Raw genomic sequence first — 22,306 nt, forward strand, 5'->3', positions numbered from 1 at the left:
AGAGAAAAGCTCATAGAGCCTGTGCAGGTAGCACGTGATCGGCTTTATGAATCCATCTCTCAGCAAGACGCGGGTCTGCCACCTGTCTCAAAATATTCCTTCGTTTCTCACTAATTGCCTTTTGTCCAAATTGGGTCGTTAAGCGCTGGCTTGTGTGGGCCCGCGCCGCACAACCATGTCTTGCCCAGTAGGTCAAACTAGTGCCCAACCACGAGCAGTAGCCTGTCCTGGTCGGGCCACAGATCCGCAACCGAATGACGACTCGGCTCAAGCCGAGCCCCAAACAGCGGTCGGCTTGAATGCTCGGGAGGACTAGCCGCCGAAAACCTTCTTGCGTTGAGCCGTCCGCTCACCGCGCTGAGTCTCGTAGGCCTTACGACGCGCCGTCGCACGGTCGACCAGGTCAATGACCAAGGCGATGTCGCGAAGCAGGTCCTCGCGCGGTGGCAGTGGGAGTTGACGCTCCCCGGGAGTGTCGTGGGCGTCGGTCGCCTCGCAGGCCCGCGCATAGGTTGCCTGCAGGGCCTCCCACTCGTCCTGAGGGTGCCCCACCACGGCGCCGAATGAATCGACGCTGACGACATCGCTAAACGGCTGGACTGTGTTGTTCAGGAAAACCTCACGAATCGCTCGCTCGATCGTCCCTCTCAGTCTGGTGTAGCCATCTGAGATCTGGCGCTCGATCTCATCCGCTGGATACTCACTTAGATCGGCGCTCAGCGCCTTTGTGCGTGCCCGCAGATCATTCAAGCGGGCCTTGGTGTCCATCGTGGCCCAGGTCAGCCCATCGCTTACTAGCCCTGGCGCTTCATCCCAACTGATGGTTTTGTAACTGGCGGTTCGTTCAGCCTGCTGGAGCGCCATGCCGAGTTCGGTCAGGAACACCGCGTCGTGGGTGAACACCAGCACCTGGCGCGTGGCTGCCATCGCGACCAAGCGCCGTGCAATGGCCCGACGGTAAACGTGGTCCAGTGAGGTGGAGGGGTCATCAAAAACGACGGTGGACTTATGGGCCTGCGATTCGAGCTCGGCGAGGAACATGGCCAATCCCATGGCCCGTTGTTCACCCTCGGAAAGCACCTTCGAGGCCTTCAGGGCAATGTCGCTGAGCCGAAGCGTGACCTTGGTCAGGCCGAGTTCCGTGCGACCGGTCAGTTCGGGTTGCACCCGGCGCCGATAGCCCAGGGCTTTCAGCTCGGCATTCATAGCGGTCGCCAGTGCATCGGTTACATGCGCCGTGGCGAGTGTTGTCAGCTTGCGCGAAACTACCTGTGGGTTAAGGGCGGTATGGCATCGACTCAGCTTCTGGTGAGTTCGGCTGTCCTGAACAAAGCGCTCCACCGCGGCGAGGTGTCCAGTAAGCCGCTGCCGCGCCTCCAGCTCCGCCCGTTCGTTTACCAGTGCCAGACGTACTGCAGGATCGGCCGAAGTCCGTAACGTGTTGGCGTCGGCCCGCAGCGCTGTGGCGTTGGCAGCGAAAGACTGATCCAGGTTGGTCTCAGGAGGTAGTGCCTCGACATCGGCGGGCCAATTGCCGGACTCCAACACCTGAGTCACCCAGGCATGCCGCGCTGCCCACACCGATGTCGCTTGCGTTATCGCTGCATGCAGCTCGGGCAGGCGCTCACCCACGTCAGCCAGCGTCGGTTCGTCCAGCACACTGAGATCAACTGCTTTCACTCTACCGAGGGCCTCCAGCCGCGCGTTGTTCGCAGCCTGGGCTTCGGCCGTTGCGCTATCCGCGACGAAGGCCGCAAATCGACGCATGCGCTCGGCGGCATCGGCCGCATAGGGTTGCTGGCAGAGCACGCAGTGCGCGTCGGCATCGAGGTGCGGAAATGGGTGATCAGGGTACGCGGACTGCTGTGAGAAAGCCTCGGCGGCGCGGTAAAGGGTTTGCCACAGCGCATTCCCCGTTCCCTCCAGCAAGGGGGCGGCGGGCGCGGATACTTGCGAAGCTGGTTCTCCAGGCTGCGCGGCGGTGCCGTGAAGCCTGGCTTGCGCCAGGGTCATGGCGAAGTTCGCCGCTTTCTCGGCGTCGAGCAGCTCTTTCGCACGCGTGATGGCCCGATCGTTCACCCAGCGTTGGGCAGCCGCCGCCCGTTGCTGTGCTTGATCCAAGCGAGTGGCCAGGCGCTCCAGGGCCAGCGCCTTGGGCCCAGGATCAGTTTCTAGCAGCGTCTGGTTGAGAAACGTCAGCCGCTGTGCGTCCGCCTCGCTGACCGTACCCAGCCGAGCGAGCGCGCTCAGGTCGGAACTTTCTCCCAGGTTGGCAATGAAACGGCCCACTTCGGTGTCGCCCTTCAAGGGCTCAAATTGCCGGGCGTCCAGCGCAAGCGCGCCACGTTCGGTATTGATTCGAGCCTGGAGGTCGCGCTGTAGTGCGACCAGACGGGTCAGATGTGGCAACCCGTAGGGTTGAAAGGCGGGAACGCCTTCAGCATCGATGTAGTCGTTGGCACAGGCAACGTCGTACACCGAGACCGAACTCAGGTGAGGGTGAGCTGGGCTATTTTGCACCCAGCGTGCCGTATCTGGCTCCCCGTCCACCAGGATGGCGAAGTCCGCAGAAGGTGGTTCAGGCGTCGGATCAAACGCATTAGGCAGAACTTCTACCCGATGCCGGGCCTTGCATGCATTCTTCAGGACACGGGCATAGCCGGATTTGCCGGCACCATTGTGACCAAACAAGATGGTCATGCCCTCCGGTGCCAAATCGAAGGCACGGCCGGATGGGAAACCGTTGACCTGATCGAGGCCGGATAGCCCCACCAACCTCACGGTAGCGCCACTGCCGGTACCCGGGACGTCGTCCACGGTGAACGGTCTCCACTCTGGGGGAACGGTGCCATCCCCTTCCTGCTCGCGAACCAGTTGCAAGATGGCATCCACGTCAGCCTGAGGAAGCTCTGGTCGCGCAAAGATGCGACGCAGTGCCTCTTGCTGCCACGGTCTCAACCCGCCCGCCCAGCCGACAATCTCATCCAACAGTGCCATATCAGCCTCCTTTGCCTGAGACGCCGATTAAAGAGGTCCGCGTCGAGGAATGGCAAGGGGCCACATGAACGGCGGGTCGGCACTGCTATAGTCGCAATAGCAGCCTTGCTTCCTTGGTGACTGCAGCCAGCCAGTGCCGTTCCGGCGGTTTGAACGGACAGCTGCTCGTGAGGTGTGCCATGACCAGCGCGTTTCCCTGCTCCATTTACCTGGCCTCAGGTAGCACGGGGCTGCCTTGGCATCTACGAACCTGCGGGCTGCTGCTGTGCCTTGTCTTGCCTTTGGTCGGGGCTCGTCTTTCGTTCGGCGCCGAGCCATTTACGGAAACCGGCACTCGGGCGGGGTTGATCATCTGGCCAGAGCCCAAACCGCTGGATGCAGTCAGTTTCGTCGATGGCGAAGGGAAGCCACTCAGCCTGGCTGACTTCCGCGGCAAGGTGGTTCTGCTCAACCTGTGGGCCACCTGGTGCGTCCCCTGCCGTCAGGAAATGCCGACCTTGGATCGCCTTCAAGCAAAGCTGGGCGGCAGCGACTTCCAGGTGGTGGCGCTCTCGCTCGATCAAGGCGGGTTGCCGGTGGTGCGGGACTTTTACCGAGAGATTGGTATCCAGCACCTCCCGGTCTACCTCGATGAGCACATGCAAGCCATCCAAAGCCTCGGCGCCTTCGGCTTGCCGGTCACCCTGCTGCTGGACCGCGAGGGACGAGAAATCGGCCGTAAAGCCGGTGCGGCCGAGTGGGACAGCCCGGAGGTCATTGAGTTTGTGCAGGAAGTGATGGCCAGCACAGCGAGGAAATAGTCTGCGATGAGCCTTAGCGACATCGGCATCCTCAGCGCGTTTGCCGCGGGAATGATCTCGTTCCTGTCGCCCTGTGTGCTGCCCTTGGTACCCGGCTATATGTCCTTCATCGCCGGACGCTCGGTGGACGAACTTCAGGTCCTGGAAAGCCGCCGGGAGCGGCTTGCGGTGATTGGTATGAGCCTGAGCTTCGTGCTGGGCTTTTCCACCATCTTCATTGCGCTGGGGGCCAGCGCCACTGCCATCAGCCAGCTGCTGATCGCCTATCGGCAGGAAACCAACCTGGTTGGCGGCATTATCGTGATTGCCTTCGGCCTGTTCATCACTGGTCTAATCAACTCGCGTTGGCTGAACATGGACGTGCGCTTCGTCCACCAGCTTAAGTCCAGCGGAGGACCACTGGCCGCCTATGTATTGGGCGTGGCGTTTGCCTTTGGCTGGACACCCTGTATCGGCCCGATCCTGGGCAGCATCCTGACGCTGAGCGCCGCCACCGGCCGTACTGGCGCCAGTGGTGTCGCCCTGCTGTCGATTTACTCGCTCGGCCTGGGGCTCCCATTCCTGCTGACCGCCTGGTTCACCAACCACTTCCTTGCCCACATGAAACGCCTGCGCCGTTGGAGTCGGGTCATTCACATAGGGGCCGGCGTCATCCTGATTCTCATGGGGGCGGCCATGGTCACGGGCCAGCTGACCGACTTTGCCTGGTGGCTGCTGGAGGTGTTTCCCATCCTCGGCTGGATCGGCTAGTTAGCGCTACTCCCCGAGAAAATTTTCGCGTTCGATCACTCAGTATCGAGCCTGGTAGAGATCGTTGACCGCGATCAACAAACTACTTCGCGATTGGCGCTTAGCTTAAGCATCGGTTTAGGCCTGTCTGGCTCAAGACCATGTCCTTCGTTGGAGACGCCACGATGAACGCTAAGCGGTTTACTTCCCTGGCCTTAGGTCTATCCCTGGTGACCCACCTGGGTCTGACCATGGCAAACCCGACTGGCAGCGTCTACACCGCGAACGAGCGGGCGGCCTCCATAAGCCAGGTCGACCTCGATACAGGCGTGATCAGCACGGTTGCCTTGCCCATCTCCCCGCACAACGTGCAGGTTTCCCCTGACGGCAGCTTGCTTTTGGTGGTTGGGATATCCGGGCATGCCGGGCATTCGAGTGGTGAAAAGGCCAGTGGTCAATTGCTGGTTTTCAGTACCACCGCGCTGGATAGACCGCAGTTCAGCCTGCCAGCCGGCGATCACCCGGCTCATGTGGTCACCGACTCTACTGGGCAGCGCGCCTTTGTTACCGACTCTGCCGCCAACCAGGTGCGAGTTTTCGACCTCAAAAAGCAGGTTGAACTACCTGGCATTCCGACTGGGCGCTATCCCCATGGGCTGCGCTTGAGCCCAGATGGCCAAACGCTCTACGTCGCCAATATGCGGAGCGACAGCGTCTCGCTTATCGACGTCACCACGCTCAAGGAGACCGCGCAAATTCCAGTGGGTAAAGGTCCTGTCCAGGTGGGCTTTGCCCCCGACGGAAGCCTGGCGTTCGTGTCACTCAGTGCCGCGAACCAGCTTGGCATCATCGACACCGCCGGACGCAAGGTGATCGGCAAGGTTGATGTGGGCCGTACACCGATCCAGATGATGGCCACCGTTGACGGCCGCCAGGTCTATGTCGCGAACCAAGGCAGTGGCCAGAATCCGGACGATCGAGTCTCCATCGTCGATCCCCAAACACGCAGCAGCATTGGCACCGTGACCACCGGCAAGGGCGCCCATGGTGTGGCCATTAGCACAGACGGCGCCTATGTGTTTGTCAGCAATATCGAAGCGGGCACCGTCTCCGTAATTGATACGAACAGCCGCAAGGTCATTGGCACGCACAAGGTCGGCGCCGGTCCGAACGGGATCAGCTACAAGCCGCCAAAGGCCAACTAGCCCTTCGATATGCCGCAGGGAATGGCACCAAAACCAAGTCTTGCGGCACGGATGGGGTCATTTGAACGAGGTTCGAGCGACCTGACGACGACTCAACCGATAGCCGTGTTGCTGAGGCCGCCACACAAATTTTCGAGCATGGTTAAGGAGATGATGATGTCTAACATTCGCAATGTGCTGATCGGACTCTGCATGGCTGCTGCGTCTCTGGGGGCCATGGCGCAAAACACCGATGAACACTCGGCGCATCACCCGGCCGATACTGCTGGTGCAGAGGCCGCCGAGAAGATCCCCCCTGCCCAGCAAATGGACAAAGGGCAAATGGCGGCGATGGACCAGCACATGAAGGCTATGCAAGCCATGCACGAAAAGATGGCTGCAGCGAAAACGCCGGAAGAGCGTCAGGCGCTGATGGCCGACCATATGACGCTGATGAAGGGCGGCATGGCCATAATGAAGTCCATGGGGGATGGAATGTCGGGTATGGGGGGAATGCAAGGCGGCAAGGGTATGGACGGTGATATGGCCGCACGTCAGCAGATGATGGAAAAGCGCATGGACATGATGGAATCCATGATGCAGATGATGATGGACCGTATGCCCTCCACGCCGTCGAAGTAGCTCTTCACCATTCCGAGGAGGCGCTATGAACCATCATTCCGATGAACACAGCTCGCCAGCCAGCTTCTGGCGTTCCCGCTACGCAATCGGCCTTGTGGTGATCGGTGGAGTCGCCGGCTATTTCCTGCTGACCGAACACCTGGCCCATGTGGTCGGCGCCCTGCCGTATCTGCTGTTACTCGCCTGCCCACTGATGCATGTCTTCATGCACCGTGGGCACGGGGGGCACCATCACTCAGGCCAGAGCAAATCGGCCCCCTCTGGGAAGTCCGATACCCGTAATCCAGGAGACCCATCATGAACCATGGTGAAACCGCATATGGTCTCTGGTCGCTGGTTTTCTTCAACTCAGCGATCTTCATCATGTTTGCTTTCAGTTTCTTCAAACCTGCGACGGCCAGAGACTGGAGGAGCTTCGGCGCATTTTCTGCGTTCATCGTCGCCCTGTTCGTGGAAATGTATGGCTTTCCGCTGACGATTTACCTGCTTTCAGGCTGGTTGCAGTCCAAGTTCCCAAACCTCGATCTGCTGTCCCACGACGCCGGGCATCTGTGGTCGACGTTGCTGGGTGATAAGGGCAATCCGCATTTCAGTGCGCTGCACATTGCCAGCTACATATTCCTGGGTTTTGGCTTCTATCTGCTTTCGGCCGCGTGGAACGTGCTCTACCACGCGCAACGCCGACACTCTCTCGCCACAGCTGGGCCCTATGCCTGGATTCGACATCCGCAGTACGTAGCCTTTGTCCTGATTCTCCTAGGCTTTTTGCTTCAGTGGCCAACCCTTCTGACTCTGGCGATGTTCCCAGTGCTGCTGGTGATGTACGGACGCTTGGCGGTTACCGAAGAGCGGGATATGCGCAAGGAGTTTGGCGCTGCTTACGACGCTTATGCCCGTGCCACACCCAGGTTCATTCCGCGCTTTCGAGCTGGGTTCCAAGCGGGTCAGGGAGGCTGAAGTATGGAGCAGCAAAGCTTCGATCTGAGTCACACAAGAGCCACGTCCGGTGTGTGAGCGTTCCATGAACGAGCAGACGAGGGCTCTGTCGGGCACAAGGGGCGAACGCGAGCGTCAAAAATGGGCAACTTGGAGCCCTCGATCAACCTCGGCGAACGCTCTCCAAGCCTTACAGAATCGTAATTGTTAGCCCCCAGAGCCCGGTCTAAACTGCCCCACATGCAACGCTACCTGCGCCTGTGTCTGCTCCTGCTGTTTAGCTTCGCGCTTCCTTTCAACGGGATGGCGGGTGAGCAGTCGCCGTCGGAGCCCTGCCCGATGAAGTCCGCGAGCATGAGCAAAGTGATGGACACGGGCGCGGACTGCTGTCATGGCAATTCCGATCATGGCAAGCTCTGCAAGCCAGGCTTGGAATGCAAGACCCTCAGCATCCTGCAGGTGAGATTCCTGAAGCCAGTTGTAGACCTGGCTTTCCCCGTAGCAACAACCTCCTTCAGCGATTTCCTGCCTGAGCGAATGCCATCCAGCATCTGGCATCCCCCCCGCGTTTGATTTCTGTTCCCTACTGACTGCCGCGCAACTCACGCGGCGCAGCTAATCTCCGTTCGTGCCGTATGCCGCGCAGCGGAGCTTCACAGGAATCGTGACGATGAACCCCACACGCTATTGCACCGGCTGGCCAATCGCCGCCGTGGTGGCATCTGTAATTGGCGCACCTAGCCACGCCGCCGACTTGACCCTCGACGAAGCCTTGCGGCTGGCCGAGGACAACGCTCCATCTCTCGCCGCCCAGACGTACAAACTGCAAGCCGCCAGCAGTGCAGCCATCCCTGCCGGTGAACTGCCAGACCCAAAATTGATCCTCGGCGTGCAGAACTACCCCGTTGGCGGCCCCGACCGCTGGACCCTCAAGGAAGACTTCATGACCATGCAGATGGTTGGGGTCATGCAAGAAATGCCCAACGGCGACAAGCGTCGGGCGCGCAGTGAGGTCGCCAATGCGGCCGTTGATCGCGCGGCCGCCGATGGCCGCATCGAGCGCCTGAAGGTTCGCCAGGGCACAGCTGAAGCCTGGATCACCCGTTATTCGGTGGAGCGCAAGCAAGCGCTCTTTGGCGAGTTGTTCCGGGAGAATCGGCTCCTGGCCACTACGGTGAACGCGCAAATTGCCGGGGGGCGTGCCCAGGCCGCGGATGCGGTGACCGCGAAACAGGAGGCGGCCCAACTCGCCGAGCAGGAGGACGAACTGGTTCGCCAGCAGACCGAGGCACGTGCTGCGCTGCGCCGCTGGATCGGCCCTGCCGCGGACGAGCCCTTGGTCGGCGAACTGCCAGTCTGGCCGATTGCGGCTGCGGAGTATGCCGGCAAGCTGGAGCGGAATCCTGAGCTGGCAGCTTATGCGCACATCACCGGTGAGGCCGAAGCCAAAGTTCGAGAGGCAGAGGCGGAGAAGAAGCCCGACTGGAGCTGGGAGGTCGACTACCAACGCCGGGCCCGTGAGTTTGGCGACATGGTGAGCGTGGAGTTCACCTTCGACCTACCGCTGTTTCCAGGGTCCCGGCAGAACCCCACGATCGCCGCCCGCCGTGCCGAGCTCAACCAACTGGAGGCTGAGCGCGAAGCTCGCACGCGGGAAAGCGCCCAGCAACTGGAAGCGGACCTTGCTGAGTACGAGCGCCTGAACCGCTCAGTCCGTCGCAGCCAGGACAGCCTGCTGCCGCTGGCGAAAGAGAAGGTCGACCTGACCACGGCCAGCTACCGCGCCGGCACGGGTGACCTGTCCTCCGTCATTGCAGCGCGCCGCGAGCTGATTGAGGCACGCCTGAATCACATTGACGTCGAGGGACAGCGTTCCCTGACCGGCGCCAGGCTCCACTTCACCTACGGGGAGAGTCACCAATGAGCGCACAATTCTGGAAAGGTGCGCTGTTGAGCGGCCTTTCGATCGCCCTGGGTTTGGCGGGCGGTTACTGGTACGCCTCCTCCAGCATGGACGACGCTTCCAACGCGACAGCCGAGCACGGCTCTGCCGCTCAGGATGGACGCAAGGTGCTGTACTGGTACGACCCAATGAACCCGCAGCAGAGGTTCGACAAGCCGGGTAAGTCGCCCTTCATGGACATGGAGTTGATGCCCAAGTATGCCGACGAAGCCGCCGACAGCACCGCCATTAGCATCGATCCCAGTCTGACGCAGAACTTGGGCCTGCGATTGGCCACCGTCACTCGCGGCCCCCTTGCCAATAGCCTGGATGTGGTCGGTGTGCTGGCCCTCAACGAACGTGAGGTCGCGGTGGTCCAGGCGCGTGCTGGTGGTTTCGTCGAGCGGGTCTACGCCCGGGCGCCAGGGGATGTGCTTAAGGCCGGAGCGCCGCTGGTGGACCTGTTGATCCCGGACTGGGCCGCCGCCCAGGAAGAGTTCATCGCGCTGAAACACAACGGCGATGCCAGCCTGTTGGCAGCGGCACGTCAGCGGCTGCAACTCCTGGGCATGCCGACGGCACTGATCAGCCAGGTCGAACGCAGCGGCAAGTCCCGACCGGTTCTGACGTTGAGCAGTCCGATTGGTGGTGTCATCCAGGAACTGGACGTGCGCGCCGGCATGACGGTGGCGGCCGGCACCAATCTGGCCCGGATCAATGGTCTGAGCAGCGTCTGGCTGAGCCTTGCTGTCCCGGAATCAGAAGCTGGCTCGATTGCGCAAGGCCAGGCGGTTGAAGCACGCCTGCCGGCCTTTCCTGGCGAAGTGCTCGCAGGGACAGTCGATGCGATTCTGCCGGAAACCAACCCCGACAGTCGCACACTGCGGGTACGGGTCGAATTGCCCAATCCCGATGGCCGTCTGCGCCCCGGCCTGACCGCCCAGGTCCGTTTGAATCGTTCCTCCGCGCAGAGCGTCCTGTGGGTATCCAGCGAAGCTGTCATGCGCACGGGCCGCCGCGCTTTGGTCATGCTCGCTGAGGACGGCGGGCGCTACCGGCCGGTGGAAGTCCGGCTGGGGCCGGAGAGCGCCGGCCGCATCGTGGTGACCCAAGGGCTCACGGAAGGCCAGCAGGTGGTCGCTTCCGGGCAATTCCTGCTGGACTCCGAGGCTAGCCTCAAGGGCCTGACCGCGCCCACCGAAAGCAAACCCACCTCCACTGCCGCCCCCGTGCGGGACGAAGCCGAAGCGCAGGTCATGGCGTTCGACGCTGCCAGCATTATCCTGGCCCATGGGCCATTCGAGACAGTGGGCATGCCGGGCATGACCATGGCCTACCCGCTGGCCGATCCCACCCTGGTGGTTGGCATCAAGGCTGGCGACAAGGTCCGTGTCACGGTGCGCCAGACCGACAGTGGTCTGGTGGTTGAGCGCGTGGAGAAGCTCGGAGGCCAGCCATGATTGCCGCGCTGATTCGCTGGTCGTTGGCCAACCGCTTCCTGGTCATACTGGCCACCCTGTTCGCGACGGCCTGGGGCGTCTGGTCGGTTCAGAACATGCCGATGGATGCGCTGCCCGACCTCTCCGACGTCCAAGTGATCATCCGCACACCTTACCCGGGCCAGGCGCCACAAATTGTCGAGAACCAGGTCACCTATCCGTTGGCGACCACCATGCTCTCGGTCCCGGGGGCGAAAACGGTGCGGGGCTATTCCTTCTTCGGGGACAGCTTCGTCTATGTGATTTTCGAGGATGGCACCGATTTGTACTGGGCCCGCTCCCGCGTGTTGGAATACCTCAGCCAGATCCAGAGCCGCCTGCCCGCCACCGCGAAACCGGCGCTGGGTCCGGATGCCACTGGAGTTGGCTGGATCTTCCAGTACGCCCTGGTGGACCGCAGCGGTGGGCACGACTTGGCGCAATTGCGCGCCTTGCAGGATTGGTTCCTCAAGTTTGAACTGAAGACCCTGCCCAACGTCGCTGAGGTGGCCACGGTGGGTGGCATGGTCAAGCAATACCAGGTGGTGCTCGACCCTGTGCGTCTGGCCAGTCAGGGCATCACCCAGGATGCAGTGATCGAGGCCATCGGCAAGGCCAACCAGGAAACCGGGGGCGCCGTGCTGACCCTGGCTGAAGCCGAGTTCATGGTGCGCGCCACTGGCTACCTGAAATCACTGGACGATTTCCGCGCCGTGCCGCTCAAACTCGCCAGCGGCAGTGTGCCGGTCACCCTCGGCGACGTGGCGACCATTCAGCAAGGGCCGGAGATGCGTCGCGGAATTACCGAGTTGGATGGCCAGGGCGAGACGGTCGGAGGCGTGGTTATCTTGCGCAGTGGTAAGAACGCTCGCGAGACCATCGCCGCGGTGAAAGCCAAGTTGGACGAACTTCAGAAAAGCCTGCCGGCCGGCGTGGAAATCGTGACCACCTACGACCGTAGTCTGTTGATTGATCGCGCGGTGACAAACCTCAGCCACAAGCTGCTGCTGGAGTTCATCGTGGTCGCTTTGGTCTGTGCAGTGTTCCTCTGGCACCTGCGCTCCTCGCTGGTGGCGATCATCTCTCTACCGATCGGCGTGCTCATCGCCTTCATCATCATGCAGAAGCAAGGGATCAACGCCGACATCATGTCCCTGGGCGGGATCGCCATTGCTATCGGCGCGATGGTGGACGCTGCGGTGGTGATGATCGAGAACGCCCACAAGAAGATCGAGGCGTGGCATACCGCCCATCCAGGCGAGGAGTTGAAGGGCAAGCATCACTGGCAGGTGATGACCGATGCCGCCGCCGAGGTCGGGCCTGCGCTGTTCTTCTGCTTGCTGATCATCACGCTGTCCTTTATCCCGGTGTTCACCCTGGAGGCGCAGGAGGGCCGCTTGTTCGGGCCGCTGGCCTTCACCAAGACCTACGCCATGGCGACCGCTGCCGCGCTGTCGGTGACCCTGGTACCGGTGCTGATGGGCTACTGGATTCGCGGGCGCATTCCCAAGGAAGAGCAGAATCCGCTGAATCGCGGGCTGATCCGAATTTACGAGCCCGCACTGGAGTGGGTGCTACGCAATCCCAAAATGACTTTGGTGGTGGCTGTGGTGGTCTTTGTCAGCGCCCTGTGGCCAATCTCGCGGTTGGGCGGTGAGTTCCTCCCACCCCTGGACGAAGGCGACTTGCTCTACATGCCCTCGGCACTGCCAGGCCTGTCCGCACAGAAGGCCAGCCAGCTGCTGCAGGTGACCGATCGCCTGATCAAGACGGTACCGGAAGTCAAACACGTCTTTGGCAAGGCGGGCCGTGCCGAGACGGCCACCGACCCGGCGCCGTTGGAGATGTTCGAGACCACGATCCAGTTCAAGCCGCGCGAAGAATGGCGCGCGGGCATGACCCCGGAAAAGCTGGTGGAAGAACTGGACCGGGTGGTGAAGGTGCCTGGACTGACCAACATCTGGATTCCACCGATCCGCAACCGTATCGACATGCTTGCCACCGGGATCAAGAGCCCGATTGGGGTTAAGGTCGCCGGCCCCAACCTGGCGCACATCGATGCCGTTACGCAGGCGGTGGAACAGGTCGCCAAGACGGTACCTGGTGTCAGCTCGGCGCTGGCCGAGCGCCTCACCGGCGGACGCTACGTCGATGTCGACATCGACCGCCAGGCCGCCGCGCGCTATGGGCTAAACATCGCTGACGTCCAGTCCATCGTGGCCAGTGCCATCGGCGGCGAGAACATCGGCGAAACCATCGAAGGTCTGGCGCGCTTCCCGATCAGCGTGCGCTACCCACGGGAGTGGCGGGATTCGCCAGAGGCTCTGGAGCAGTTGCCGATCTACACTCCGCAGGGCCTGCAAATCACCCTGGGCATGGTGGCCAGGATCAAGACCACCGACGGTCCACCCATGCTGAAAAGCGAAAATGCCCGGCCCTCCGGCTGGGTGTATATCGACGTGCGTGGTCGGGATATCGCCTCGGTGGTGGCCGACCTGCGCAAGGTCGTCAGCGAACAGGTCGAACTGAAACCGAGGATGAGCCTCACCTACTCGGGGCAGTTCGAGTTTCTCGAACGGGCCAATGCCCGGCTCAAGCTGGTGGTGCCAGCCACGCTGCTGATCATCTTCGTCCTGCTTTACCTGACCTTTGCCCGGTTCGACGAGGCCTTGCTGATCATGGCCACCTTGCCCTTCGCCCTGACCGGAGGGATGTGGTTCCTCTATGTGCTCGGCTACAACCTGTCAGTGGCCACCGGCGTCGGCTTCATTGCCTTGGCCGGCGTCGCCGCCGAGTTCGGCGTGATCATGCTGCTCTACCTGAAGAATGCCTGGGCCGAACGCGAAGATGCCGGCGACGTTACTGAGGAGGGTCTGCTCGCGGCGATTCGCGAAGGCGCTGTGCAGCGTGTGCGACCGAAGGCCATGACGGTGGCGGTGATCATCGCCGGCTTGCTGCCGATCCTCTGGGGCAGCGGTACCGGCAGCGAAATCATGAGCCGCATCGCCGCGCCCATGGTCGGCGGCATGGTCACCGCGCCCCTGCTGTCCCTGTTCGTCCTGCCGGCCGCCTACCGCCTGATGCGCCGCGGGCACCTCCCTGCCGTAGCCACCGAGCACCAGGGAGCAACTATAGGAAGAAAGCTCTGACTGCCATGTCTGTCGCGCTGCTGGTCCACACCGAAGCAGGGAGGCGAATCTCGGCCCAATCGAGCCGGCGTAGCAGTTGCGGTAGGACTGGCCGGCTCGATGCATAGCAGGTGATCTCGCACCAGTCATTTGCAGACATGGACTCAGCTTGCCGAAGTTCCAGTACCAAGTGGTGGAACTGGAATTGTGTTCGCCAGCCTCATGAGGTGCTCCTTTGGAATGGAGGCTGGCCCTCGGCGCCTGAATCAGGGGTTGTGCCGAGATAACGGAAAATTAGGACATTCGCTCTATAACCTCTTGTTTTTGCGGGCCTAATGTTCCGCTTGGTTTTTGATCAGGACGCCGCTGCGGCCAGTGGGTGGCGCAGCAGCTGGCCCATGCACCTGGTCGCGCGCCAGCTCGAGCTTGGCGGCTCGCGGACCATACCCTGTGCGGTGGATTGCTCCCAGCGCAGCTGCGCTGGAGTAGGCTGGACAGCGTGATCGGCGCCTGTGCTCCAACTGTCGCTTGACCCTGGAGACCCAGAGGCGGGGCCAGCACGCGGTCTGGTCGGAGGCCTGAGGGCTCCCGGCGGAGGCTGCGCCGGTGTACAATTCTGAATCTTTAAATCAGTCAAATTGACAAGGATTCCCGGATGTTGCCGCGCTTTCCAGCCGTCGCCCGCTCCCTGTCATTAGCGTCCTTGCTGGTGGCGGGCCCCGTCGCAGCCCTGGAGCTGCCCCTTCCGCCGCCTGGCGAAGATATCGTCGGCCAGGTCCAGGTGATCAAGGCCAAGTATGAAGACACCTTCGCCGATATAGGCGTGGCCAATGACCTCGGCTACCTGGAAATGGTCGCCGCCAACCCTGGCGTGGACCCCTGGCTCCCTGGCGCCGGCACCGAGGTCGTCCTGCCGACCCGCTACATCCTGCCGCCGGGGCCGCGGGAAGGCATCGTTATCAACCTCGCCGAGTACCGTCTGTACTACTACCCGAAAGGGAAGAACGTGGTGCATACCTACCCGTTGGGGATCGGCCGTGAAGGCTGGGGCTCGCCAATTGCTGCTACCACCATTACAGCCAAGACGGCCAACCCTGCCTGGTATCCGCCGAAGTCTATCCGTGAAGAGCACGCTGCTGACGGTGATCCGCTTCCGACCGTGGTGCCGCCGGGGCCGGACAATCCTCTCGGGCCGTTCAAGTTCAGCCTGGGCGTGCCGGGTTATCTGATCCACGGCTCGAACAAAAAGTTCGGCATCGGCATGCGCGTCAGCCACGGCTGCTTCCGCATGCTCAACAACAACGTCCTGGCCCTGGCGGCCATGGCCCCGGTGGGTACGCCGGTGCGCATCATGAACGAGCCCTACAAGTTCGGTGTGAGCGGCGGCAAGGTTTACCTGGAGGCTCATGCGCCGCTGGACGACCGCGGCGATCCGTCGGTAGTGGACAAGCACACGGCGGTGATCAACGCGCTGTTCAAGCGTGAGGAACTGGCCAACGCCATTCGCCTGGAGTGGGATGTCATGCGTGAGGTGGTAGCGGCAGAAGACGGACTGCCGGTGGAAATTGCCGAGCCCGATTCGGCCGTTGCGGCCACTGGGTCCAATACCGAACTTTAAGCGGATCGCTGTTGGGAAGGCCCGCTGAGCGTTCGCGCCAGCGGGCTTTTCTTTTGCCGGCGATTCCGGGTTCGACGGGGTGGGCGTCGATTGCCCCAACTCACCTGTCTTTCGTTAGTTGACTAGTGGAGTGTCCGTATAGTTCGTTTACGGGGGCATGCCGAGATAAAGCAAAAATTCCACCATGGATCGTATAAGTGATTGATTTTTGAGACTTGGTTGGGAATTGCGGAATGACGAAAAGCCTGTTTCCAGTTTGTGTGCGGATATGGCCGATTCCCAACGGCAAGTCGGGTTGCGTGCGTTCCGGGGCCTGCACCTGCTCTTCACATCGCAGCGGAGCACCAGGGCCTTGGCCGGCGGGGCCAAATACAGCCCGATGAGATATCAGAATATCGCTTCAAAGTGCTGATCAATTGCACGCTGGCGGGGAAAATGCCGGAGACCCGTGCCATGCTCCGGCAGCTCCAGCGGACTTGCCTGATCGGCGGCTGGGGGACTTGCTCCAACACCCGGCTGAGCGCCCCTGTCGGCAAGCTGGGCTTGCGACCGCGCCCCGGCACATCGATCAATCCGCTAGCCGCTGAGCTTGGAAGGGGCCATTGTTACCGCCCAGCTACGTGGCAGGCGTGGTTCAACAATTGATCTTGGAGGACTGGCGATGCAACTGAAACAGCGGCTACGCCAAACGAGGACGCTCGGATGTCTGATGGCCTTCGCGCTGCTCACCGCGTGCGGTGACGCGGCGGTTACCCTTATGCATGTGCATGGCCTGGCCTACAGTCCGGACGGTCAACGGCTGTCCATTCCCAGCCACCACGGGCTGGCCATCTACGGCGCCAGACGCTGGAGCAAGGCCCCCGGACCGGAACACGACTACATGGGCTATGCCGTGACCCGTCGGGCAATCTACAGCAGCGGTCATCCGGCCCAAGGCAGCGGCCTGACCAACCCCTTCGGCGTGATCAAGAGCACTGATGGTGGTGGCTCCTGGGAGCAACTGGGTCTGCAGGGCGAAGCGGACTTCCACCTGTTGGCCAGCGGCTTCGACAATGGGGCGCTCTACGTTTTTACCGACCGCCCGAACTCGCGCATGAGCAGTCCCGGCTTGTATTTCAGCCTGAACGATGGCGTCGACTGGCAACGCGCAGCCGCGCAGGGGCTCTCTGAAGCGCCCGTCGCCCTGGCGGTGCATCCGACCGACAGCAAAGTGGTCGCACTGGCGACCAGCACCGGCTTGCATCTGTCACGCGATGCGGGCGAGCAGTTCCAGGCCCTCAATTTGGGCGAACAAGCCTTGGGCATTGCCTTCAGCCTGGACGGCACCAGTCTGTGGTTCGGCAGCTACGGCAACGGAGCGAAGCTGTCGAGGCTGGAGCTGTCGACCGGCCAGGTTTCCCCGCTCAGCGTGCCCGAGCTGCAAAAAGATGCCGTAGCCTACCTGGCACAAAACCCGACTCAACCGCAGGAATGGGCGATGGCCACCTTCAAGCGTGACGTCTACGTGTCGAAGGATGGCGGCAAATCCTGGAGCGTCATCGCCAAGGCCGGTCAGACGCTGAAATGACCGCTTAGCGGGCCTTCGCAAGCAGGTTGGGATGAGAGTGCTGGCCTTGTCCCGTAGGCACGGAACTCGGTCAGTTATGGACCGGCCCCGATTAATCCGGCTGCGGGGAGAACAGCGCTCGGAGACAACCACCCCACGCCTGCCAGCGCGGCAAGAACATCGGAAGATGCTGCCGGTAGGTCAGGTATGCGTCCCCGAATTGCTCTATCAATCGCGCTTCTTCCCGTCTGGCGAGGCGCACATAGGCATAGATGATCAGGGGGAACAGCAGCACCGTCATCACCGTCGGCCAGTGAATGATCTGCCCAAACACGGCCAACATGATCCCGGTGTATTGCGGATGCCGGACCAGTGCATATACCCCTTGGGTGGCCAGCCGGCCCTGGAGGGTCGCGCGGTAGACCTGGACCCAGCCGCGAATCACCAGCATCAGCCCAATGATGATGAAGACACCGCCCAACAGCATCTCCAGCATGGCCCCGGCTAGGCCGTAGCCCAGTAAAGTGGCCCACAGATGGCCGGAGAAGCCCGTCAGCGGCAGCTCGATGCCCAGGAAACCCGTCAGCAGATAAATCGTTAGCGGGAAGCCATACATCTCGGCGTACAAGGCGATGATAAAGGCCTGCACCAGGCCGGCGCCGGTCCAGTCATGCCAACTGCGCGGGGCTACGAAGCGATAGAGCAGCCAGGAGGCAATCAGCACCATCACCAGCACCCACCACCAGTGCCCATAGTGCAGGGAAAAGTCGCTCATGGCCGGACGCCTCCTCAGAACGCAGCGGAGCTTCGGTGGCAGCTCAGTCGTTGGAACCCGCTGCAGGAGGCCCGGAAAGCGGCCCCGCCTAGACCGGATGGCCCCTCATTGCTCGGGCGGACGCCAGCGACTGAGTCAGGGCGCTACTGGGCCTTGCTGTCGCCTTGAGCAGCCGCCTTGTCCATCTGCTTGTTCATCCTCTCCATCATGGCATTGCAGTTTTTCATCATCTTGGACATCTCCTGCATGTCCATCATCGGCATCTGCTTGCCATCCATCATGTGCGTGTCCTCGCCCTTGGTTGCTGCGGAGCTGCCTTGAGCAGCAGGCTGAGCCTGGTCGGCAAAGCCTGTGGTAACAGTTGCAAGGGATATGAAGGCAGCAAGGGTGGCGTAGGTAATGGGATTACGCATGGGGACTCTCCTGAACCACGACCGTGTTCTGGTACTCCCCTGGCGTGCGAATGTCGCGAGGGGTAAGGATGGCAGCAGTTGTTAAGGAGACTAGGTTTATTACGCCCGCTTCTGGCCATCTCTTTCACATCAGTTTGGACCTTGCTATTGCGGTAAGGTCAAGCGCCGCTTTGTTCACCCACCCCATTAATTTGAAATCAATCCTAATATTGATGTTTCTAATAAAGTTGTTCTCGGTTAACTGGCATGATTTCTGACGCGACGCTTACACAAATGTAATTTTCATCTCACCTTGATGACAGGTCAACTTTCTAGCATTTCAGAGGGTATACCGAACTTAAGGTGAACAAAATGAAAGCATTCCAAACAGGTTTAGTCATATCGCTCTTGGCGGTTTCATCCTTCGCGATGGCTGAAGGCGGGGCTGATCGGGTATTTGGGCGAATGCTCCAGTCCAATGAGAAAGCCATGGCGCAGTATGCTGAAGCACAAGGTAAAGCTGCGCCGGCAGTAAAACACTACAAATACGGGATGAAGCTGGACATCGCCAAGGTGGTCAGCGTCACGCCCAGCAGCAGTGCCTGCGGCGTAGTGCCAGCGCGAATGACTTATGAGGACCCCCAAGGCGAATTGCACACCATTGAGTATCGCGTCCAAGGCTTTGGCTGTCCCCATGGCGGCTGATAAATGAATAACATCGAGATACTTTGAGCTTGGCTTTCTGACTTTTTGCTGACAGAAAAGTAATTTTGAAGTCATCCTCGCGTTAGTTGGCGTGTGGAACTATGGCCGTGGTGCGTATCAGCGGAGTGAGCGCACCACCTCTTCTTAATAAGAAACCACTAACAGAAGAACTGCCAATCACGCCAGGAGTAGAAAATGAACAACAAGAGCCTGTTTGGTCTATCGCTCATTGCGTTGGGTATCGGCGTTGGGCACGGCGCAATGGCCGATGAGCCAAAGCCAGAAGGCTTCATCGAGGGCAGCAGTCTTACCATCCTCAACCGCAATCTGTATTTCAATCGCGATTTCCGCAAAGGCCAATCGAGTCGCACCGGTAACGGGTTTTCCGAAGAGTGGGCCCATGGAATCATGGGCCGGTTCGAATCCGGCTTCACCGAGGGCACCGTAGGCGTTGGGGTCGATGCCTTCGCCATGCTGGGGATCAAGCTCGACTCGGGTGACGGTCGATCAGGTGCCGGCGGTTCGGTTGATGTCATGCCCTACAACAGCGCTGGTCAGCCCGAAGATGACTACTCCAAGATCGGGGGTGCGGTTAAAGCCCGCTACATGGATACCGTCATCAAAGCCGGTGATGTGTTCCCGGTGACGCCAGTGGTGCAATACGGCGATTCGCGCCTGCTCCCGGAAAGCTTCCGGGGTATCACCCTGGCTAACACCAGCATCGATGGACTGACCCTGCAGGGGGGGCGCCTGCATGCGATGAGCCAGCCCAACTCCAGCAGCATGCGGGATGGTTTTGCGACCTTCTACGCCGGCGCGGTGGACTCGCCCTGGATCGCCTACTTCGGCGGCGACTACTCGATGAATGACAACGTTGCCGTCAGCTTGTACACCAGCCGCCTCAAGGACGCCTGGAACCAGTACTACTTTGGCACCACGCTGAGCTATCCGCTGGCGGATGACGTAGCGCTGATTGGTGGGTTCAATTACTACAAGGCTGTTGACGAGGGTAAACAGTTGCTCGGCAGCTTCAACAACAACATCTGGAGCGGCAAGGCCGGGGTGAAGTTCGGCGCCCACAGCCTCATCGTGGCTTATCAGCGCAACAACGGTGACGATGACTTCGATTACCTGCGGCAGTCCGATTCGATCTACCTGGACAACTCCATCCAGTACAGCGACTTCAACTCGCCGAAGGAGCAGTCCTGGCAGGTCCGTTACGACCTGGACATGGAATCCTTTGGCGTCCCCGGCCTGAGTTTCATGACCCGCTATGCGCAGGGCTGGGACGCGGACTACACCAACGCCAACGCCGTCTACATGCGCCGGGATGCCAACGGCGATCCGCTGACTAATCAGCAGCGCTGGGAGCGGGATATCGAGGCCAAGTATGTGGTCCAAAGTGGCTCGCTCAAGGACCTGTCCTTCCGTATCCGCCAGGCCACCACGCGAGCCACCGACTTTGAGTCGGACCTGGATGAGTTCCGGCTGATCGTCGAATACCCGCTTGAAGTGCTGTAAACGGCACTTGGGTGAACGGCTCGCAAGGTGATCATCCAGATCCATCACCATTACCTCCATTGTGCTCCCTTGGAGGTAATCCTCGGCGCCTGCGGGCGCCTCTTTTTTTTCCGTCCGAACGCTCAGCTGGAGCGACGACGGTCTAAACCCTGTTGCGCCACGGACCTGCTCATACGGCCACGTTGAACGACGCAACAAGCTCACTGCCGAATGCCAAGCGGGCGGTTGGTCCCCTACGTTGCCTGAGGCTCAAAGAGCCTGCATCCGCCGATCAAGGCCATCCCGAAAATCACATGAGTCAGCCAGGTGTCCCAGCCCCGCGCTTGCGTGAACCAGGGATAGAGTTCGGTAAATGCATGCAAGTTGAGGCCGTACAGCAGTACGCCATAGAGTCCGCCTACCACGAGAGCAACTGGAGTAGCGCGACGATAGGCGAAGAGCATGGCAATGGCAGCGTAGAGGATGGACAGACTGAAATGAATCAGTGTCGCGACCATCAGGATGTCCCAGCGCCACGCGGGAACGGTCGCCAGAATCGAAGGGCCCAGGACGATTGCTGCGGTTAGCCGGGCATCTCGTAGCAGCGTCGGTAGCATCGGCGTGCCACCCATCCACCACAAGAGCATTTGCACTGCGGTCGCCAAAGTGCCCGCAGTAATGCCCGTCACCCCCGCGACCACGTGCGACGGTTGAGCATGCAGAGGACCAAGCAGGCTGAGGGGCTTCATCGTCCGACCGCCACCACGCCCCAGTCCGCCAGTTGCATGGTGGGACCGTGTGGCCGACGTTTGCAGTCGCGTATGCAGGTGTTTGGCCAGGCCCATGCCGCCCTTGTGCATGAGGGCGTTGTGGTTCCAGCGGAAGATGGGGTCCGCCATCGGGCTGAGCAGGTTCATCCAACGCTCGGTGGTACGCACCCGCCAGTCGAAGCACACGGTGGTCAGTCCTGCTTCTTGGCTGAAGTGCCAGCAGCCGCTTCCGTCGAGGTCCCCTTCGACCCGCCCCTCCAGTAGGCGCAGACGCTCCACCCGGGTGACCCGAGTAACAAAGGCCAAACGGTAAGGCAGCGCGCTTTGCCATACATAGCGCTGCCGAGCCCCCAGACCATCAGCATCGCCGCGGTCGAGGGTCTCGACGCACTGAACACCTGGCCACCAGGTCGGCCAAGCTTCGGCGTTATAGATCGCATCCCACACGGATTCGAGGGGGGCATCGAGCTGCCATCGCGTGATCAGGTGGTAGTGATAACAATCCCGTCCGCCCATGCTCAATCCGCCCGTTCAAGGGGTGAAAAAGTCCTCGGAGAATCGGACGCCGATCGCCACGTCGGTCAGGTCAACGGTCTCCATCAGCTTGTTCTCTACGTCAAAGCTCTTGACCCTTAGCGGGAACAAACTGTCTTCTGCCAACCAGACTTGAAAGCGATGAACGCCGGAAACGCTGATGGCGGCTGCGCCGACAATCTCGATGCCCACTGCAGGATGCTCAGACACCACGGCAGGGCCCAGAGCGACCAGGTTGCCCCGTGCGCGTAGCGCGATGAGAGTGTCCAGCAAGGCGCCCACATCGGAGCGATCGACCCGGTGGCCGCGGGGGCTACGCATCAAGGGATTGTCCGCGGCCAGGGGAAGCACCAAGGGGTTATTCAGGCCGAATGGCCAGAGGTGGATACGGCGTGCCGAGGGATCGTAGATCAGGACGGCGCCTCTGTGAGGCTCAGCGAACTCCATCCTGACCCACCCGGGCTTACGGAAGAAATAGCGGATGACCTGCCGCTCGCCGTCAGCTGCCACCGAGCGCACAGTGGCTTGATAGCTGCTCAGTTCCTGGAAGCGAATGACCGCCTCGGCAAGTGGGTCAGCCATGGCTTCACCGATAAGCAGCGCAATGAGCAGAGCACTCCATCGCACTGG

At 61.1% G+C, this 22,306-nt stretch carries 19 protein-coding genes and 2 pseudogenes; 15 read left to right on the plus strand and 6 right to left on the minus strand.

Annotation, left to right across the window (positions count from 1 at the left end; genetic code table 11):
• Positions 1 to 312: 312 nt before the first annotated feature.
• Positions 313 to 2,997, minus strand: a complete 2,685-nt coding sequence (locus MnOB_RS14130; protein WP_077524861.1) for an AAA family ATPase — start codon at positions 2,995 to 2,997, stop codon at positions 313 to 315.
• A gap of 179 nt (positions 2,998 to 3,176) precedes the next feature.
• Between MnOB_RS14130 and MnOB_RS14135 the strand changes: the two genes are divergently transcribed.
• The 12 genes and pseudogenes from MnOB_RS14135 (at position 3,177) to MnOB_RS14190 (ending at position 15,454) form a co-directional block, all read left to right on the plus strand.
• Positions 3,177 to 3,797: a TlpA family protein disulfide reductase gene (locus MnOB_RS14135; protein WP_077524862.1), complete on the plus strand. Its 621-nt coding sequence runs from the start codon at positions 3,177 to 3,179 to the stop codon at positions 3,795 to 3,797.
• A 6-nt stretch (positions 3,798 to 3,803) separates the two neighbouring features.
• Positions 3,804 to 4,547: a cytochrome c biogenesis CcdA family protein gene (locus MnOB_RS14140; RefSeq protein WP_077524863.1), complete on the plus strand. Its 744-nt coding sequence runs from the start codon at positions 3,804 to 3,806 to the stop codon at positions 4,545 to 4,547.
• Between the two features lie 140 nt (positions 4,548 to 4,687).
• A complete protein-coding gene (locus tag MnOB_RS14145) occupies positions 4,688 to 5,731 on the plus strand; it encodes a YVTN family beta-propeller repeat protein (RefSeq protein WP_234358260.1) in 1,044 nt (347 codons plus the stop codon).
• A 156-nt stretch (positions 5,732 to 5,887) separates the two neighbouring features.
• The gene (locus tag MnOB_RS14150; protein WP_077524865.1) at positions 5,888 to 6,352 is read left to right on the plus strand and encodes a hypothetical protein; all 465 of its coding nucleotides are present in this window, start codon (positions 5,888 to 5,890) and stop codon (positions 6,350 to 6,352) included.
• Positions 6,353 to 6,377: 25 nt separating this feature from the next.
• On the plus strand, positions 6,378 to 6,653 hold the full coding sequence (locus MnOB_RS14155) for a DUF2933 domain-containing protein (protein ID WP_077524866.1): 276 nt from the start codon (positions 6,378 to 6,380) through the stop codon (positions 6,651 to 6,653).
• Entirely contained in the window at positions 6,650 to 7,309 is a 660-nt protein-coding gene (locus MnOB_RS14160; RefSeq protein WP_077524867.1) for a methyltransferase family protein, read from the plus strand. Before MnOB_RS14155 ends, MnOB_RS14160 begins: the two co-directional genes overlap by 4 nt.
• 219 nt (positions 7,310 to 7,528) lie before the next feature.
• Complete coding sequence (locus MnOB_RS14165) at positions 7,529 to 7,861, plus strand: hypothetical protein (RefSeq protein ID WP_077524868.1); 333 nt, start codon at positions 7,529 to 7,531, stop codon at positions 7,859 to 7,861.
• Between the two features lie 97 nt (positions 7,862 to 7,958).
• Positions 7,959 to 9,212 (plus strand): TolC family protein, encoded by a 1,254-nt coding sequence (locus MnOB_RS14170; protein WP_077524869.1) that lies wholly within the window; start codon positions 7,959 to 7,961, stop codon positions 9,210 to 9,212.
• Positions 9,209 to 10,690, plus strand: coding sequence for an efflux RND transporter periplasmic adaptor subunit (locus MnOB_RS14175; protein WP_077524870.1), 1,482 nt, complete (start codon positions 9,209 to 9,211; stop codon positions 10,688 to 10,690). The genes MnOB_RS14170 and MnOB_RS14175 overlap by 4 nt, the downstream gene beginning before the upstream one ends.
• A complete protein-coding gene (locus MnOB_RS14180) occupies positions 10,687 to 13,857 on the plus strand; it encodes an efflux RND transporter permease subunit (protein WP_077524871.1) in 3,171 nt (1,056 codons plus the stop codon). Before MnOB_RS14175 ends, MnOB_RS14180 begins: the two co-directional genes overlap by 4 nt.
• A gap of 377 nt (positions 13,858 to 14,234) precedes the next feature.
• Positions 14,235 to 14,418 (plus strand): annotated as a pseudogene (locus tag MnOB_RS29235) (hypothetical protein); the annotation flags it as partial.
• Positions 14,419 to 14,491: 73 nt separating this feature from the next.
• The gene (locus MnOB_RS14190) at positions 14,492 to 15,454 is read left to right on the plus strand and encodes a L,D-transpeptidase family protein (RefSeq protein WP_077524872.1); all 963 of its coding nucleotides are present in this window, start codon (positions 14,492 to 14,494) and stop codon (positions 15,452 to 15,454) included.
• A 253-nt stretch (positions 15,455 to 15,707) separates the two neighbouring features.
• Here the strand turns inward: MnOB_RS14190 and MnOB_RS14195 are convergent.
• Positions 15,708 to 16,029: pseudogene (locus MnOB_RS14195) on the minus strand (helix-turn-helix domain-containing protein); the annotation flags it as partial.
• 134 nt (positions 16,030 to 16,163) lie between these two features.
• On the opposite strand from MnOB_RS14195, the gene MnOB_RS14200 reads away from it, so the two are divergent.
• Entirely contained in the window at positions 16,164 to 17,021 is an 858-nt protein-coding gene (locus MnOB_RS14200) for a F510_1955 family glycosylhydrolase (protein WP_234358262.1), read from the plus strand.
• 91 nt (positions 17,022 to 17,112) lie between these two features.
• On the opposite strand, the gene MnOB_RS14205 is transcribed toward MnOB_RS14200, so the two are convergent.
• Both MnOB_RS14205 and MnOB_RS14210 read right to left on the minus strand, forming a co-directional pair.
• Positions 17,113 to 17,775 (minus strand): methyltransferase family protein, encoded by a 663-nt coding sequence (locus MnOB_RS14205; protein WP_077524874.1) that lies wholly within the window; start codon positions 17,773 to 17,775, stop codon positions 17,113 to 17,115.
• 143 nt (positions 17,776 to 17,918) lie between these two features.
• Positions 17,919 to 18,188 (minus strand): hypothetical protein, encoded by a 270-nt coding sequence (locus MnOB_RS14210; RefSeq protein ID WP_077524875.1) that lies wholly within the window; start codon positions 18,186 to 18,188, stop codon positions 17,919 to 17,921.
• A gap of 351 nt (positions 18,189 to 18,539) precedes the next feature.
• Here MnOB_RS14210 and MnOB_RS14215 point away from each other — a divergent pair, with 351 nt between their 5' ends.
• On the plus strand, positions 18,540 to 18,872 hold the full coding sequence (locus MnOB_RS14215) for a DUF2790 domain-containing protein (protein ID WP_077524876.1): 333 nt from the start codon (positions 18,540 to 18,542) through the stop codon (positions 18,870 to 18,872).
• A 195-nt stretch (positions 18,873 to 19,067) separates the two neighbouring features.
• The gene (locus MnOB_RS14220; RefSeq protein ID WP_077524877.1) at positions 19,068 to 20,393 is read left to right on the plus strand and encodes an OprD family porin; all 1,326 of its coding nucleotides are present in this window, start codon (positions 19,068 to 19,070) and stop codon (positions 20,391 to 20,393) included.
• Between the two features lie 233 nt (positions 20,394 to 20,626).
• Here the strand turns inward: MnOB_RS14220 and MnOB_RS29050 are convergent, their stop codons facing one another.
• Together MnOB_RS29050 and MnOB_RS14235 are read right to left on the minus strand one after the other, a co-directional pair.
• Positions 20,627 to 21,658, minus strand: coding sequence for an SRPBCC family protein (locus tag MnOB_RS29050; protein WP_199824537.1), 1,032 nt, complete (start codon positions 21,656 to 21,658; stop codon positions 20,627 to 20,629).
• 15 nt (positions 21,659 to 21,673) lie between these two features.
• Positions 21,674 to 22,303: a LolA family protein gene (locus tag MnOB_RS14235; protein WP_234358264.1), complete on the minus strand. Its 630-nt coding sequence runs from the start codon at positions 22,301 to 22,303 to the stop codon at positions 21,674 to 21,676.
• Between the last annotated feature and the right edge of the window lie 3 nt (positions 22,304 to 22,306).

Source organism: Metapseudomonas resinovorans (genome assembly GCF_002003485.1).
Lineage (GTDB): Bacteria > Pseudomonadota > Gammaproteobacteria > Pseudomonadales > Pseudomonadaceae > Metapseudomonas > Metapseudomonas resinovorans_D.

Bases quoted from the DNA above. Each gene is read 5' to 3' on its own strand.
- MnOB_RS14150 (WP_077524865.1), top strand. From the start codon at position 5,888: ATGTCTAACATTCGCAATGTGCTGATCGGACTCTGCATGGCTGCTGCG.
- MnOB_RS14170 (WP_077524869.1), top strand. From the start codon at position 7,959: ATGAACCCCACACGCTATTGCACCGGCTGGCCAATCGCCGCCGTGGTG.
- MnOB_RS14130 (WP_077524861.1), bottom strand. From the start codon at position 2,997: ATGGCACTGTTGGATGAGATTGTCGGCTGGGCGGGCGGGTTGAGACCG.
- MnOB_RS14145 (WP_234358260.1), top strand. From the start codon at position 4,688: ATGTCCTTCGTTGGAGACGCCACGATGAACGCTAAGCGGTTTACTTCC.
- MnOB_RS14215 (WP_077524876.1), top strand. From the start codon at position 18,540: ATGAAAGCATTCCAAACAGGTTTAGTCATATCGCTCTTGGCGGTTTCA.
- MnOB_RS14165 (WP_077524868.1), top strand. From the start codon at position 7,529: ATGCAACGCTACCTGCGCCTGTGTCTGCTCCTGCTGTTTAGCTTCGCG.
- MnOB_RS14220 (WP_077524877.1), top strand. From the start codon at position 19,068: ATGAACAACAAGAGCCTGTTTGGTCTATCGCTCATTGCGTTGGGTATC.
- MnOB_RS14180 (WP_077524871.1), top strand. From the start codon at position 10,687: ATGATTGCCGCGCTGATTCGCTGGTCGTTGGCCAACCGCTTCCTGGTC.
- MnOB_RS14160 (WP_077524867.1), top strand. From the start codon at position 6,650: ATGAACCATGGTGAAACCGCATATGGTCTCTGGTCGCTGGTTTTCTTC.
- MnOB_RS29050 (WP_199824537.1), bottom strand. From the start codon at position 21,658: ATGGGCGGACGGGATTGTTATCACTACCACCTGATCACGCGATGGCAG.
- MnOB_RS14190 (WP_077524872.1), top strand. From the start codon at position 14,492: ATGTTGCCGCGCTTTCCAGCCGTCGCCCGCTCCCTGTCATTAGCGTCC.
- MnOB_RS14205 (WP_077524874.1), bottom strand. From the start codon at position 17,775: ATGAGCGACTTTTCCCTGCACTATGGGCACTGGTGGTGGGTGCTGGTG.
- MnOB_RS14140 (WP_077524863.1), top strand. From the start codon at position 3,804: ATGAGCCTTAGCGACATCGGCATCCTCAGCGCGTTTGCCGCGGGAATG.
- MnOB_RS14135 (WP_077524862.1), top strand. From the start codon at position 3,177: ATGACCAGCGCGTTTCCCTGCTCCATTTACCTGGCCTCAGGTAGCACG.
- MnOB_RS14200 (WP_234358262.1), top strand. From the start codon at position 16,164: ATGGCCTTCGCGCTGCTCACCGCGTGCGGTGACGCGGCGGTTACCCTT.
- MnOB_RS14155 (WP_077524866.1), top strand. From the start codon at position 6,378: ATGAACCATCATTCCGATGAACACAGCTCGCCAGCCAGCTTCTGGCGT.
- MnOB_RS14210 (WP_077524875.1), bottom strand. From the start codon at position 18,188: ATGCGTAATCCCATTACCTACGCCACCCTTGCTGCCTTCATATCCCTT.
- MnOB_RS14175 (WP_077524870.1), top strand. From the start codon at position 9,209: ATGAGCGCACAATTCTGGAAAGGTGCGCTGTTGAGCGGCCTTTCGATC.